Source organism: Selenomonas sp. oral taxon 126 (assembly GCF_001683335.1).
Taxonomy (GTDB): domain Bacteria; phylum Bacillota; class Negativicutes; order Selenomonadales; family Selenomonadaceae; genus Centipeda.
On sequence record NZ_CP016201.1, the window covers coordinates 1,998,975 to 2,012,771 of the forward strand.

General features: G+C 57.6%; 15 protein-coding genes. 10 read left to right on the plus strand and 5 right to left on the minus strand.

Annotated elements, in window-relative coordinates; all coding sequences use genetic code 11:
* From AXF19_RS15405 to AXF19_RS09035, 4 genes are all read left to right on the plus strand, one after another.
* A partial coding sequence (locus tag AXF19_RS15405) for an EAL domain-containing protein (protein WP_237141559.1) occupies window positions 1-611 on the plus strand: 611 nt, incomplete at its 5' end.
* Entirely contained in the window at window positions 611-1,102 is a 492-nt protein-coding gene (gene queF / locus AXF19_RS09025; protein ID WP_066847902.1) for a preQ(1) synthase, read from the plus strand. The genes AXF19_RS15405 and queF, both read left to right, overlap by 1 nt.
* On the plus strand, window positions 1,102-1,932 hold the full coding sequence (locus tag AXF19_RS09030; RefSeq protein WP_066847905.1) for a pyridoxamine kinase: 831 nt from the start codon (window positions 1,102-1,104) through the stop codon (window positions 1,930-1,932). Before queF ends, AXF19_RS09030 begins: the two co-directional genes overlap by 1 nt.
* Before the next feature lie 345 nt (window positions 1,933-2,277).
* The gene (locus AXF19_RS09035; RefSeq protein ID WP_066847908.1) at window positions 2,278-2,937 is read left to right on the plus strand and encodes a TatD family nuclease-associated radical SAM protein; all 660 of its coding nucleotides are present in this window, start codon (window positions 2,278-2,280) and stop codon (window positions 2,935-2,937) included.
* A 3-nt stretch (window positions 2,938-2,940) separates the two neighbouring features.
* Here AXF19_RS09035 and thiT read toward each other — a convergent pair whose 3' ends face one another.
* Entirely contained in the window at window positions 2,941-3,591 is a 651-nt protein-coding gene (gene thiT, locus AXF19_RS09040) for an energy-coupled thiamine transporter ThiT (protein ID WP_066847912.1), read from the minus strand.
* A 196-nt stretch (window positions 3,592-3,787) separates the two neighbouring features.
* Between thiT and pheS the strand changes: the two genes are divergently transcribed.
* From pheS to AXF19_RS09065, 5 genes are read left to right on the plus strand one after another with little or no spacing between them, the layout of a single operon-like run.
* Complete coding sequence (pheS, locus tag AXF19_RS09045; protein WP_066847915.1) at window positions 3,788-4,816, plus strand: phenylalanine--tRNA ligase subunit alpha; 1,029 nt, start codon at window positions 3,788-3,790, stop codon at window positions 4,814-4,816.
* Between the two features lie 12 nt (window positions 4,817-4,828).
* Window positions 4,829-7,264, plus strand: a complete 2,436-nt coding sequence (pheT, locus tag AXF19_RS09050) for a phenylalanine--tRNA ligase subunit beta (protein ID WP_066847918.1) — start codon at window positions 4,829-4,831, stop codon at window positions 7,262-7,264.
* Window positions 7,265-7,279: 15 nt separating this feature from the next.
* Window positions 7,280-7,537, plus strand: coding sequence for a cell division protein ZapA (locus AXF19_RS09055; protein ID WP_066847921.1), 258 nt, complete (start codon window positions 7,280-7,282; stop codon window positions 7,535-7,537).
* A gap of 20 nt (window positions 7,538-7,557) precedes the next feature.
* Window positions 7,558-7,830, plus strand: a complete 273-nt coding sequence (locus AXF19_RS09060) for a type II toxin-antitoxin system RelB/DinJ family antitoxin (RefSeq protein WP_066847923.1) — start codon at window positions 7,558-7,560, stop codon at window positions 7,828-7,830.
* Entirely contained in the window at window positions 7,823-8,080 is a 258-nt protein-coding gene (locus tag AXF19_RS09065) for a Txe/YoeB family addiction module toxin (protein ID WP_066847925.1), read from the plus strand. The genes AXF19_RS09060 and AXF19_RS09065 overlap by 8 nt, the downstream gene beginning before the upstream one ends.
* Before the next feature lie 49 nt (window positions 8,081-8,129).
* Here AXF19_RS09065 and AXF19_RS09070 read toward each other — a convergent pair whose 3' ends face one another.
* The 4 genes from AXF19_RS09070 to AXF19_RS09085 are packed head-to-tail and all read right to left on the minus strand — an operon-like array spanning window position 8,130 to window position 12,411.
* Complete coding sequence (locus AXF19_RS09070; protein ID WP_066847928.1) at window positions 8,130-8,939, minus strand: energy transducer TonB; 810 nt, start codon at window positions 8,937-8,939, stop codon at window positions 8,130-8,132.
* 4 nt (window positions 8,940-8,943) lie between these two features.
* Entirely contained in the window at window positions 8,944-9,351 is a 408-nt protein-coding gene (locus AXF19_RS09075) for an ExbD/TolR family protein (protein WP_066847930.1), read from the minus strand.
* Complete coding sequence (locus AXF19_RS09080) at window positions 9,351-9,971, minus strand: MotA/TolQ/ExbB proton channel family protein (protein ID WP_066847933.1); 621 nt, start codon at window positions 9,969-9,971, stop codon at window positions 9,351-9,353. Before AXF19_RS09080 ends, AXF19_RS09075 begins: the two co-directional genes overlap by 1 nt.
* A 22-nt stretch (window positions 9,972-9,993) precedes the next feature.
* Window positions 9,994-12,411, minus strand: coding sequence for a TonB-dependent receptor plug domain-containing protein (locus tag AXF19_RS09085; RefSeq protein WP_066847936.1), 2,418 nt, complete (start codon window positions 12,409-12,411; stop codon window positions 9,994-9,996).
* Between the two features lie 221 nt (window positions 12,412-12,632).
* Here AXF19_RS09085 and AXF19_RS09090 point away from each other — a divergent pair, with 221 nt between their 5' ends.
* A complete protein-coding gene (locus tag AXF19_RS09090) occupies window positions 12,633-13,781 on the plus strand; it encodes a PIN/TRAM domain-containing protein (protein ID WP_066847939.1) in 1,149 nt (382 codons plus the stop codon).
* Window positions 13,782-13,797 lie beyond the last annotated feature (16 nt).

The window sequence follows — 13,797 nt, forward strand, 5'->3', positions numbered from 1 at the left end:
TGGAGTTCATCACCATCTTGGAGGAGACCAAGACGATCGTGCCCGTCGGGCGCTGGATCTTCGAGCAGGCACTGCGCGTCTGCAAGGAGTGGCGGCAACGCATTCCCGATTTCCACATGAGCGTCAATATGAGCTATGAGCAGATCAAGGATCTCTCCTTCCTGGAGTTCGTCGAAGACTGTCTGCGGCGGCACGATATGCCGGCGGATGCGATTGTCCTCGAACTCACGGAGAGCAAGATTGTCAGCGATCTGAAATTTGTCAATGCGCAGTTCGACATGTTCCGCAGACACGGCATCCGGATTGCCATGGATGATTTCGGCACAGGCTACTCCTCGCTCTCCTCGCTGAAGAATCTGAGCTGCGATATCGTGAAGATTGACCGTGCCTTCGTCATGCGCATCCTCGAAAACCACTTCGACCAGAAGCTTGTCGAGTATACGGTGGATCTCTGTCACAGCATCGGCATGACGACCTGCATCGAGGGCGTCGAGCAGCAGGAGGAGTACGACTGCCTCGTGAAGCTCTGCAAGACGGATACAATTCAGGGCTACCTCTTCGGTCGTCCGGAGCCGCAGGATGTATTTGAAAAGAAGTTTTTGGGTATGTAATGGCAAGAGTAAAGACAGAGGAAGGTCTGACCCTCCTCGGGGAGCAGCGCACGGACTACGGTTACGACTACGCGCCCGAGGCATTGGAGACCTTTCAGAACAAACATACGGATCACGATTACTGGGTGCGATTCAACTGCCCCGAGTTCACGACGCTCTGCCCCATCACGGGACAGCCGGACTATGGGACGATCTACATCTCCTATATGCCCGCTGAGCGTATGGTCGAGAGCAAATCGCTGAAGCTCTACCTCGTGAGTTTCCGCAATCACGGGGATTTTCATGAGGATGTGGTGAATGTCATCATGCGCGACCTCATCCGCCTGATGGCACCGAAATACATCGAGGTGCAGGGGAAATTCCTGCCGCGCGGCGGCATCTCGATCGATCCCTATGCGAACTATGGGCTTCCGGGCACGAAGTACGAGGAGCTGGCGTGGGAGCGCCTCTCCATGCACGACCGCGTGCCCGAGCGGGTGGACAATCGCTGATGGCGCGGCAGAAACGAATCGCCCTCGTCAACGACATCACGGGATTCGGGCGCTGCTCGGTGACGGTGCAGCTGCCGCTGATCTCCGCGATGCGCGTGCAGGCATGCCCACTGCCTACGGCGATTCTCTCGGTTCATACGGGGTTCCCGAATCACTACCTCGACGACTATACGGAGCGCATGCGCCCCTATATGGAAAACTGGGCGGCGAATGAGCTTGACTTCGATGCAATATTGACGGGCTTCCTCGGCTCGGAGGCGCAGATCAATCTCGTGCTCGAGTGCATCGCGCGATTCAAACAGCCGCAGACGCAGGTCATTGTCGATCCCGTGATGGGGGACAACGGTCATCTCTACTCCTCCTATACGCCCGCGCTTTGCGAGAAGATGCGTCAGCTGCTCCCGTATGCGGACGTGGTGACGCCGAACCTCACGGAGGCGTGTCAGCTGCTCGGGACGGACTATCCCACAGACGGGCTTGTATCGGACGCGGAGCTTGCGGAGATGGCGGCAGAGATTGCCGCGATGGGGCCGCGCTCTGTTGTGATTACGGGGCTGCATGCGGGCGACTATGTGCGTACCTACCTTTATGCGGATGGTACAGGTCGTTCCTTCGACAATCCGAAGGTCGGGCGCGACCGCTCGGGTGCGGGCGATGCTTTTGCGGCGATTGTTGCAGCGGCGCTCGTGCGCGGCATTCCCATCGAGGAGGGCACGCGGCGTGCGGCAGAGTTCATCGGACACTGTCTCGTCTACGCAGAGCAGCTCGACCTGCCGTGGAACTACGGGCTGCCCTTCGAGGAGTTTATGGGCGAGCTGACGGCACTATAAGCAGGGGCGCCCCTATCGGCTCGTTGCACTCGCCACTTCCCCCGTTGCGACGGGGGAAGCTAATATGCTGTAATGCAAAGCCTCCCCCGTTGCTGACCTGTCCAAGAAGCAAGTCCGAAAGGACGCAGCTGATTGGGCAACAGGTCGTATGGGAAAACGTCCCAAGAACACAAGCGATAGCGAAGTGTGATTGGTTGACGTTGACCGCTCGACACGGGGGAGGGGGACCGCGTGAGCGGTGGTAGGGGCGCTTTGGGCATCTGGACAAGACAAACAAAAGGCTGCTGCACTGGTCAAAAGACTTCATGCAGCAGCCTATTTCTGTGTATATGTTAGGAGTATCTTATGATTGTATATGCCACACATGCGGGCGGGCGCTACCTCCCCTTCGAGGAGAGTCTGCGCGAGCAGCCGGAGGGGAGGCGCGCCGTCTACATCAACATCACGAATGACTGCAACTGCGACTGCGTCTTCTGTCTGCGCAGCATGAAGGAGATGGCGCGGGAGTCCTCCCTCTGGATCGAGCAGGATCCGTCGATCGAGGAGATCATTGCAGAGCTCGACTGCCTGCCGTGGGAATACGTGCGTGAGGTGGTCTGCTGCGGCTTCGGTGAGCCGCTCATCCGCCTCGACACCGTGCTCGCCGTCCTGCGCCATGTGAAGGAACACCATCCCGATGTTGCAACGCGCGTCAATACGAACGGCCTTGGGGAACTCGAGCACGGCTGTGAGTTTGCCGAATGCTTTGCGGGGCTGCTCGATACGATCTCCATCAGTCTGAACGCCTCGAATGCGGAGCGCTACCTCGCACTCACGCGCTCGAAGTTCGGCATCTCCTCCTATGAGGCGATGCTGACCTTTGCCGAGCACTGCAAGCCCTACGTGCCGAATGTTGTGCTCACGGTGGTGGAGAAGGTGGAGAACGAGGAGGAGATTGCGCTCTGCCGAAAAATCTGCGCGGAACGTGGGCTGACGCTGCGCGTGCGCGTCTACGAGGATAGCTGAGTTTTAGAGCGGCTTTGCCCCGTAGAGCGGCGTGCGCTGATCCATCGCCGCGAGGAGGCGCGGCACGGGCAGGATACGCAGGAGCAGGAGGCATATCACAGCCTCGGGCACGAGATAGGTCGCATTGAAGACCAGAGAGTAGAGATAGGGCGACGTATCAGGCGGCGCATACGAGCCGAAGAAGACCACGCCCGAGATATAGTGACACAGGAACCGCGCTGCAAAGGCGAGCACTGCGCCCAGATAGATGCGCCCCGGCACAGCGGCGGCAATCGCGAGTGCCATATAGGGCAGGGGATAGTCAAAGAGCACCTGCAGGGGATGCACGATAAAGGCGTCCTGCATGAGGTTTATCATGCCGTAGACGAACCCCGCGAGACAGCCGATGCCCGCGCCATACCGATAGGTGAGGAAGAGCAGCGGCACCATCGCACCGAGTGTGACACTGCCGCCCTGCGGCATATGGAAGAGTCGCAGCTGATGAAGCACGATCGTCAGCGCCAGCATGAGCGCGACATTGATGAGCATGCTTGTCGTGAAATGGATGCGGCGCATCTGCAGATAGCCGAAGATGAAGACGAGTACGGCGAGCAGCGTGAAGAGACTGGTCGGCTGCGCCAGCAGCTCTGTTGCGTTCTTGATGAGTGTATCCATGAGAACCTCCTTGGTCTCGGTATTGTGTGTTTGCAATTCTCTTTAGCATACTATAAATGCGCCGCGTGTTCAATTCCTTTCGCAACTTCCGTGAGCGTTTCATAGATTTTTTCAGATAGATATGGTAAACTAATTCTTAGTATTTTTGAGCAAATGAACAGCAACATCGCTTTTCGTGCACATACAGGAGGACGATATGGACGATCAGATCAGAGAACTCAAGGAGCGCGCCCGTGCCGCGATTGCGGAGACAGCGAGCAGCCTCGGTGAACTCAACGATATTCGCGTGAAATTTTTTGGGAAAAAGGGCGAGGTGACCACGCTCCTGCGCAGCATGAGCGCCCTCGCGCAGGAGGAGCGCCCGCGCATCGGCAAGATCGTCAACGAGGCACGCGCCGAGATTGAGGCGCTGCTTGCGGCGAAGTCCGAAGAACTGGCGGCGCGGGAGCTTGCGGACAAGATTGCCGCCGAGCAGATTGACGTGACCCTGCCAGGACGCACGGCACCCGTGGGACATCTGCACCCGCTCACGATCACGCTGAACCGCATCAAGGCGATCTTCCTGCAGATGGGCTTTACCATCGAGGAGGGACCCGAGATCGAGAGCGACTACTTCAACTTCGAAGCGCTGAATCTGCCGAAGGATCACCCCGCGCGCGATATGCAGGACTCGTTCTATATCACGGAGGACATCCTCCTGCGCTCGCAGACCTCGCCCGTACAGGCGCGCACGATGCAGAAGAGCACGCCGAATGCACCCATTCGCATGATTGCGCCCGGGCGCGTCTACCGCCGCGACTCCTACGATGCGACGCACTCCCCGATGTTTACGCAGGTGGAGGGGCTTGTGATCGACCGTGGGATCTCCTTTGCCGACCTCAAGGGGACGCTCGAGCTCTGCCTGCATCAGCTCTTTGACGCCGACGCGAAGGTGCGCTTTCGTCCGAGCTTCTTCCCGTTCACGGAGCCGTCGACCGAGGTGGACATCTCCTGCTCTTCCTGTCACGGGGCGGGCTGCCGCGTGTGCAAGGGGACGGGCTGGCTCGAGATCCTCGGCGCCGGCATGGTGCACCCGAACGTCCTGCGCATGAGCGGCTACGATCCCGCGCAGGTGTCGGGCTTTGCGTTCGGCATGGGCGTCGAGCGCATTGCGATGCTCGCCTACGGCGTGGATGATCTGCGCCTGTTCTACGACAACGACGTGCGTTTCTTACATCAATTCTGAGGAGGCGGGACTATGCAGGTTTCCATCAAATGGCTGAAAGACTATGTGGATATTGACGAGACGGCGGAGCAGATTGCAGACCGCCTGACGATGGCGGGCGTTCCCGTCGAGCGCATTGTGCGCGCGGATGAGGGACTGGAAAAGGTCATTACGGGGCGCATCGAGAAGATCACGCCGCATCCGGACTCAGATCATCTGCTCGTCTGCCAGCTGAACATCGGCAAGGAGGAGCTGCTCCAGATCGTGACGGGTGCATCCAATGTGCGCGAGGGGCATATCGTGCCCGTTGCAATGGTCGGCTCCGTCCTGCCCGACGGAAAGAAGATCTCGAAGGGCAAGCTGCGCGGCATTCCGTCAAACGGCATGATGTGCTCGGCGGGCGAGCTTGCGATCGATACAGAGGGGCTGCCCGACGAGCAGGTGCACGGCATCTATATCCTGCCTGCAGATACGCCCGTGGGCATCCCTGCGGCGCAGGCACTCGGGCTGGATGATGTCGTGCTCGAGTTCGAGCTGACGGCGAACCGTGCGGACTGCTTCAGCGTCGTTGGCATTGCACGTGAAATTGCAGCACTGACGGGCAAGGAACTGCGCTTCCCGACGATCGAGGTGAAGGAGACGGCCCCCGAGAGCGCCGCTGAGCTCGTGCACATCGGGATTGAGGCGGAGGAACTCTGCCGCCGCTTCTCCGCACGCGTTCTGCGCGATGTGAAGATTGCGCCCTCGCCCGGATGGATGGCGGAGCGTCTGCGCGGTGCGGGCATCCGCTCGATCAACAATGTGGTCGACGTGACGAATTTCGTCATGCTCGAGCTCGGACAGCCGCTCCATGCGTATGACTACGACGCTGTCGCGGGGCACGCGCTCACGGCACGCCGTGCGCGTGCGGGGGAGAACCTGCACACGCTGGACGATTCGAGCCGTGTCGCCGTCGGGGATGAGCTCGTCATTGCCGACAGCGAGAAGCCCGCAGGGCTTGCGGGCATCATGGGCGGGCTTGAGTCTGAGATCACGGAGGGCACGACCTCGGTGATTATCGAGGCGGCATCCTTCCACGGTCCGACGATTCGCCGCACGGCGCGCCGCATCGGGCTGCACTCCGAGTCCTCGGGCAGGTTCGAGCGCGGCGTCGATGAGACGGAGACTGTGCGCGCGGCAACGCGTGCGGCGCAGCTCCTTGCAGAGATGGGCGCGTGCAGTGTGGCACAGGGCGTGGTCGATGTCTATCCAAACCGCCGCGTGCCGACTGTCCTCGAGTTCAGCGCGCGCACGGTTGGGGAACGTATCGGCGCGAATATCCCCGGCGATTGGATGGCGTCTGCGCTCCGCTCGCTCGGCTTTATCGTCGAGGAGAAGGGCGTCGAGGTCTATCACGTCGCTGTGCCCTCGTGGCGCGGCGATGTGACGATGATGGAGGACATTGCCGAGGAGGTTGCGCGCCTCTACGGCTACGACAATATCGCTTCCCGCCTCCCGATGGGGGCTGTCCAGCAGGGCAAGACGAGCGAGCGGCAGGATTTCGTCGACCTTATGCGCGAGACCTTTGCCGCGCTCGGCATGACGGAGGAGCTGTCGTTCAGCTTTACGAGCGAAAAGACGCTTGACAAGCTCGGCGTTCCCTCAGGCAGCGAGCTCCGTCAGGCAATCCCCATCATGAACCCGCTCACGGACGAGTATCCGCTCATCCGCACGACCCTGCTCACGAGTGTGCTTGAGAATGCGGCACGCAATGTCGCGCGCAAGAACATGGATCTGCGCCTTTTTGACATTGCGCCCGTCTTCTTCCCGAAGGCGCTGCCCGTCACGGAACTCGCGAACGAAAAGCTCATGGCGGCGGGGCTTATCACGGGACGCCGCAGCCCGATCGCATGGGATACGGATAACGCGCAGGTCGATTTCTACGATATGAAGGGCATCCTCGAGCGCTTCCTCACGGCGATCGGTGTGCAGAAATACACGGTGGAGCGCGGCGAGCACTTCGCGATGCACCCCGGCAAGACGGCGCTGTTCAAGAAGGGGCGCGACGTGATCGCCGTTCTCGGTGAGATTCACCCGACGGTTGCCGCGAATTTTGGCATCGCCCAGAGCGTCTATGTCTTCGAGATGGAGGTCGACACCCTCCTGCGCTACCGCAAGAAGAAGAGCACCATTGCCGCGCTGCCGAAGTATCCCGCATCGACGCGTGATCTCGCACTCCTCGTGGATGCGGGGCTGACGACAGCGGAGATCGAACGCGTCATTGCAAAGAAGGGCGGCAAATTCTTCCGCAGTGCGACCCTCTTTGATGTATATACGGGCAAACAGGTTGCGCGCGGCAAGAAGAGCATGGCGTTCCATCTGCATTTCCAGTCCGATGACAAGACCCTGACCGATGAGGAAGTGGACGCAGCATTTGCCGATATACTCGAGGCGGTGCAGAGTCAGCTTCACGCAGAGCTGCGCGCATAGAGGGCGGTGAGAGCCATGACAGAGGAGAAGAAGCAGCCCCAGCGGGTTGTGATCGAGATGTTTGGGCAGACCTATCAGCTCAAGACGGATGACCCCGAACGACTCAAGCGCCTTGCGGCAGAGAGCGATCGTCGGATCAAGGAGATGTCGAAGAAGGTACGCAGCTTCGACGTGCAGCGCATTGCCGCGCTGACCGTGCTGCAGATGATGGACGAATTTGAGCAGCTACAGCGCGACTACGATGAGCTCGTCCAGCTGCTCGAGGAGAAATAAGAGGAACGGAGGGGAGCAAAATGGCACAGGATATTGTTGTGTCGATGGATGATGAATTGAAACTGAACTTTGAAGAGGTGTGCACAGACATCGGACTCTCCGTTTCATCTGCGATTCTGATCTTTGCAAAACGCGTTGCACGTGAGCGAAAGATCCCATTTGAACTCTCTGCAGCGCCGCTTGATCCATTCTACTCGGAAAGCAATATGGCGCATATACAGCGTGGGATAGAGGCTTTTCGAGCGGGACAGTTCAAGGAACATGACTTGATCGAGGTCTCCGAGGATGCATAAGAATTGGTTTGATGAGGCTTGGGATGATTATCTGTACTGGCAGACGCAGGATAAGAAGACGTTGAAACGGATCAATACGATTCTCAAGGATATCGAACGTCATCCCTTTGAGGGAATCGGAAAGCCGGAGCCTCTCCGCGCGAATCTCAGCGGCTTGTGGAGCAGGCGGATCGACGAGAAAAATCGTCTGGTGTATCTCGTCCGTGACGGCGCTTTGCATATCTTTTCCTGTCGGGGTCATTACGAATAAGCATAAAAATACAGGCTGTGGTGGAAAACTCCATCGCAGCCTGTATTATTTATCGTATGCTGAAACTTACGTTGGTGGTGACCGATACCGTTTTGCCGGTCGGATTCGGATAGCTGCCGACGGCGTATGCTGCAGCAACTGCAGCATCGTCGAGTATGCCGTGTCCCGAGGAGGATTCGACCGAGACGTTTGTGATATCACCGGAGGCGTCAATCGTCGTGACAATCGTCGTCGTGCCCTCGAGGCGGCGCTTCATCGCCATGTAGGGGTATTCCTTGTTCGCGTTGACCGCTGCCCAGAAACCGTTCGTATCGAAGGGGGCGCTGCCCGTGCCGGAGACATTGCCGTCGCCCGAGCCCTGACCTGCACCCGAGCCCGAACCTACGCCTTGTCCGTCGCCTTTGCCATCGCCGCTGCCCGTGCCCGTGCCTGATCCTGAACCCGATCCGGAGCCGCTGCCCTCACCGCTGCCCGACGCTGAGCCCGAGGATACAGAGGTCGGTGCGGCATCGGAGGAGGGGGCGGCAGTTTGAGAAGCCGCTTCTGGTACAGTCACGGCATCCGGTGTAGGCACAACCGCGTCGGTCGGTGTGACAGGCGGAACCGTTTGCTGCACCGTCTCGACGCGCTTCGCGACCTCCTCCGCCTTGAGTGGCTCGGGGAAGAGGTTTTCGGAACCTCCGCCGCCCTCGTGTCCACTGCCCTGACTGAAATCGGAGGCTTGGAGATCGATCTCGTAGATCTGCTGCTCCTTTTCGGCAACAACGACCGCGAGCCCGACGGCGAGCAGAAGGAAGATCACGAAGTGAACTGCGGCAGAGACAATATAGGCCTTACTCCATGAGAGGTGTTGCTCCATAGATCTATCCCTTCTGTTCTGCAGCAATCGAGAGCCGTTTTACCCCCGCTCCTTTGAGCATATCCATCACGGCGACCACCTGACCGTGTGCCGTGCGCTTGTCCGCCTGCAGGACGACCGCCGCATTCGGGTTCTCCTCCATGTGGCGTTTCATGATTGCCGCCGACTCCGTGATGCTCACGGGATTGTTGTCAATCGTGATATGCCCCTGCTCGTCGATCGTCATAATGATCGGGAGCTGTGCCGGAGCAGTCGCGCTCTGCGCCTGCGGCAGCTGGACGGCGAGTGCCTTCTGTGCGACCGTCTGCAGGCTGTTCATCATGAAGAAAACAAGCAGGAAGAAGATGATGTCGATCATCGGGATAATCATGAACTCCGGCTTTTTCTTCATGCGGTGATTGCTAAAATTCATTACGCATCCCAGCTTTCTTTCTTTGCAGTGACGATCGTCGCGCAGAGACGCTCCGTATCCGTCACAATCGTATCGAGCTGATGGCTGAAATAGGTGTAGACGCAGAATGCAATGATCGCAACGCAGAGACCCGATGCCGTCGCGACAAGAGCCTCACCGACACCGCCCGTGATTGCTGCAGCACCGCCACCCGCATCGAGAACGCTGAACGTCTGGATCATACCCGTGACTGTGCCGAGCAGACCGAGCAGCGGGGCAATCGTGACAATCGCGCTCAGATAGTCGAGATAGCGGCGGAAGTTGATCGCCTCCATCGACATACGGTCGGAGAACGAGCCCTTCATCGACGTCTCCGTGGATGCGTTCTCCATACCGCTCTCAATGATGCGGCTGATGGCGGAGGGGAACTCCTTGCAGAGTTTGCCGACTGTGTCAAAGTCCTTCTGCATGGCGGCGTGATAGACCCCGTGGAAGAACACACGCGAACCCTTGCGGTTGATGCGGTAGTAGTAGAACCGCTCCACCGCAATCGCAAGCGTGATGAGCGAGAGAATCAGCAGGGGGTACATGACCAGTCCGCCGCTGTGAAAGAGGTGTATTGCACTTTCAAAACCTGACATAAGTTGAACTCCTTTGTATAGATTAGAACATCATGCGCATACCGAGACGGTAGATGCGCCCGCCCATTCCGAGGAACGGGTCGTATTGATTGAATATGTTGGTGACACCGGCGTAGAACGTAAGGAAGTGGTGGTAGTCCTTCTCGATCATGAGATTCCACAGACCGTAGTTCTTCTCGCGGGCGACTTTTTCGCGGGTGGCATCGTGCTGAATGTCGCCGCGCATATATGCTTTCGCATCTGCTTCATTCTTGAACATTCGATAGACCTTTCCTGTATTGGGATCGGTAAATTCGACGTGTTCCAAGTTCCTGGCACCGCTGCCGGTGAGGCGTCCCGTTGCAATGCGGTCGCGAATATCAAGGTAGTTCCGTGTATAGTCGCCCCAGAAGGTTGCACGCCATCCATTCTTCGGGTCGCTGTACGTCATCGTGAGGTTCAACATGTGCCGGCCACGTCCCTCGAGGCGCTTGCCCGTTTGACGGTCATAAGCGTCGAGATAGGTATATCCCGCCTTGATGTTGAAATCACGTGCAACCTGATGAGAAACCTCTGCCTCGATGCCCTGTGTACGCGCCTTGGAGATATTTGCATAGGTATAGACATCATCCGTGGCGGGAATGCCCTTCGCATAATCCGTCTCATCAATCACATCGTTTTCAATATCGCTCCAGCTGTTCGCTGCGTTGAGATTGTTTACAAGATCGTCATAACTGTACCAGCTATAGGGGCTCGGATATAGTATTTGCCGATCATAATAAGTACGTCCGTAGAGATTCTTGCTGTCCTTTTCTCCCTTATACATGATCTGCATATAGTCTTTGTAATCGTTGCGGAAGAGTGTGATCTTCGCACTCGTCTTCTTGTCGAAGTCCTTTTCGACGGAGATATCCATGTTGAGTGCCTTCTCGGGCTTCAGCTCGGGATTGCCTTGGAAGAACCATCCGTTTCGAATGGGGGGGCTGGCATTCAGCGAGGGCTCATACATCTCCCAGTCATGGTAGAGCTCGGCAATGCCACCTGTCGCGAAACTCGTGCCAATGTTCGTCTTAAAGCGCACATTGTTGCGTGCCTTATACGTTGCACCAATAGACGGGGAGACGTTTACGCCGAAGTGACTGTGATTCGTATAGCGCAGAGAGGGGATCACAAGCAACTTCTTGCCGACCTGCCAGTCGTCCATGATGTAGGCGCTGTAGTAGCTCAGCGAGGTTTCGTAGACATCGGCTTTTGCTGTCGTCTTTGAAATGATGGATGGATTATCCTTGGCGGGGCGGACATAGAGTCTGGATACTTCACGCGCCGTTTGCCCTGGAACGTGGATTCGTGTTCCCTCACCGTATTCATCGTGATAGTCCGCGCCGACGGTCACATAGTGCTTGTCGTGCGCCATTACACCGATCGATGCCTCCATGACATTATCTATGCGATTAAAGTAATCGAAGTACATATGACGGTAGGGGACACCAGGCTTGCCAAAGACATCATAATTCACATCGGAATTGTGTTCCGTCTGATAGAGGCGCACGTGATAGTCCGCGCGGCTTGTCTGCTTCTTCCAATCGATGCTGAAATTATTGCGCCATGCGTCCTCATAGGCAATCATATCTATGACTCTGCCCAGTGATGTATCCTTCTGCAGATCCTCGGTCTGGCGATCTGCCGAGAGGGTGATTGTTTCGTCCTTGCCGATTGTAAACTCGGCGCGTGCACTCATCGGATTGCGCTCGCCGTAGTACTGCATGGACGAGCCGTCTCTGTCGTAGAGGAAGGGAGCAGACTTGTTCCATCCGTAGGAGAAGTCCATATACGTCCCGCCGCCAAGGTCGCCCGTGGAGTAGCCGATGCTGTGGTTGTACTGATGTCCCTTCACATCGATCCACGACCCTTCGGTCGTGAGACGGACACCCTGCCGATGCGAGACCTTCGTGATGATGTTGATGACACCGCCGATGGCATCTGCACCGTAGCGTGCCGTACCCGAGCCGCGGATGATTTCAATGTGGTCGATGTCATCGAGCCCGATGCGGTTCACCTCGTCTGTCGCGCCATAGTACTTGCTGAGACCGCCCGCCAGTCTGCGTCCGTCGACGAGGATGAGCGTGTGGCGCGGCTCGGCACCGCGGATGCTGACAGTCTTGCGCCCCATGTTGTCCGTGCCCATCTGGATGTCCTGCTCCGCTGCGAGTGCATCCGAGAGCGTGCGTGCACCCTTGCGGTCAAGATCGGCACGGGAGATGATCGTCTTTGTCTCGGGAGCTTCCTTGAGCATCTCTTTATCGAAGTCCACATCCACATGAATATCTTCGGTTGAGACTTTTGACTTATCCCCCCCCGAAACGTCCTCTGCTGCATATCCATGCGAGACCCCGAGACAGGCGAGTACTGCTGCGGTCAGCAGGGCATTGCGTCCTTGACGGATTTTTCCTTTGAATGACATATCCTTTACAACATCCTTCCATCCATGAAAAAATAATGAAGACGATTATCATTATAGTGAGATAGAGGTACTTGTCAATAGGAAAGGTCACATGAATCTTCAAAACCGTGTTTTGACAATGCAAAGTTTTTTTATTATACTGAGAGAATTGGAAAGTGTGGCATCATTTGGCGCTTTTCAAGGAATCACTGAAACATAATTATACGGGAGGAGGTGAATATTTGTTACTCGATCGCTTATTACGTTTTTTCATTGTGCTCATTACGGCGATTGTGGGCGGGACGATCTTCGAGCTTGCAATTCCATCGGTGAGCGGCTACTTCTCCGCACCGTTCTGGCACGTCGAGCTGGGGGTTCTCGGACTCTCACCGGCGGGACTGCTCTGCATTCTCTTCGGCACGTTCGTCGGCGGCATGATTGGCTATCCGCTTGCGCCGTTCTTCACGGGGCGTCTCCGGCGTTTCTCCATGTGGGTGGAGGGGCAGCTCGGCAAGATGCCGACACGCGATGTGATCGCAGGGGCAATCGGACTTTTTATCGGACTCATCATTGCGCGTCTTCTGGGCGATGCGTTTTCTATGATACCGATTGTCGGCGACTACATTCCCATCGTGTTCAGCATTGTGCTTGGCTATCTCGGTGCTCATATTATGGTACGAAAGCAGGAGGAGCTGGCGGCAGTCTTTGACTTTATCCCGCGCTTTCTTCGAGATATGTCGCGTGCGCGCGAGGGGCGTTCTCCTGCGCAGAGCACGGCGCAGCCCGCGCAGGGAGATCGGCAGTACAAGCTGCTCGATACGAGCGTCATCATCGACGGGCGCATTGCGGACATCTGTGAGACGGGTTTCCTCGAGGGGACGCTGCTCATTCCGGTCTTCGTGCTCGAGGAGCTGCAGCATATCGCAGACTCTCCCGACTCGCTGAAGCGCGTGCGCGGACGGCGCGGGCTCGATATCCTGCAAAAGATCCGCAAGGAGTCGCGCATGAAGGTGGAGGTCACGGAGGCGGACTTCGAGGATATCGCAGAGGTGGATTCCAAGCTGCTCCAGCTTGCGCAGGAGGTTGGCGGCAAGATCATCACGAATGATTTCAACCTGAACAAGGTCGCGCAGCTGCGCGGCGTTCCCGTGCTGAACATCAACGCGCTTTCGAATGCGGTGAAGCCGGTCGCCATCCCGGGCGATCTCATGACGGTGCAGATTGTCCGTCCGGGCAAGGAGCACGGGCAGGGGCTTGCCTATCTTGACGACGGTACGATGATCGTTGTGGACGGCGGCTTCCGCTGCATGAATGAGGTCGTGTCCGTGGAGGTGACATCCGCGCTGCAGACGGCGGCAGGCCGCATGATCTTCGCGAAGTTGACGCGGTGAGTCAGTATGGAGGATG

Bases quoted from the DNA above. Each gene is read 5' to 3' on its own strand.
- pheT (WP_066847918.1), top strand. From the start codon at position 4,829: ATGCAGGTTTCCATCAAATGGCTGAAAGACTATGTGGATATTGACGAG.
- AXF19_RS09060 (WP_066847923.1), top strand. From the start codon at position 7,558: ATGGCACAGGATATTGTTGTGTCGATGGATGATGAATTGAAACTGAAC.
- AXF19_RS09030 (WP_066847905.1), top strand. From the start codon at position 1,102: ATGGCGCGGCAGAAACGAATCGCCCTCGTCAACGACATCACGGGATTC.
- AXF19_RS09070 (WP_066847928.1), bottom strand. From the start codon at position 8,939: ATGGAGCAACACCTCTCATGGAGTAAGGCCTATATTGTCTCTGCCGCA.
- queF (WP_066847902.1), top strand. From the start codon at position 611: ATGGCAAGAGTAAAGACAGAGGAAGGTCTGACCCTCCTCGGGGAGCAG.
- AXF19_RS09035 (WP_066847908.1), top strand. From the start codon at position 2,278: ATGATTGTATATGCCACACATGCGGGCGGGCGCTACCTCCCCTTCGAG.
- AXF19_RS09085 (WP_066847936.1), bottom strand. From the start codon at position 12,411: ATGTCATTCAAAGGAAAAATCCGTCAAGGACGCAATGCCCTGCTGACC.
- AXF19_RS09075 (WP_066847930.1), bottom strand. From the start codon at position 9,351: ATGAATTTTAGCAATCACCGCATGAAGAAAAAGCCGGAGTTCATGATT.
- pheS (WP_066847915.1), top strand. From the start codon at position 3,788: ATGGACGATCAGATCAGAGAACTCAAGGAGCGCGCCCGTGCCGCGATT.
- thiT (WP_066847912.1), bottom strand. From the start codon at position 3,591: ATGGATACACTCATCAAGAACGCAACAGAGCTGCTGGCGCAGCCGACC.
- AXF19_RS09055 (WP_066847921.1), top strand. From the start codon at position 7,280: ATGACAGAGGAGAAGAAGCAGCCCCAGCGGGTTGTGATCGAGATGTTT.
- AXF19_RS09080 (WP_066847933.1), bottom strand. From the start codon at position 9,971: ATGTCAGGTTTTGAAAGTGCAATACACCTCTTTCACAGCGGCGGACTG.
- AXF19_RS09065 (WP_066847925.1), top strand. From the start codon at position 7,823: ATGCATAAGAATTGGTTTGATGAGGCTTGGGATGATTATCTGTACTGG.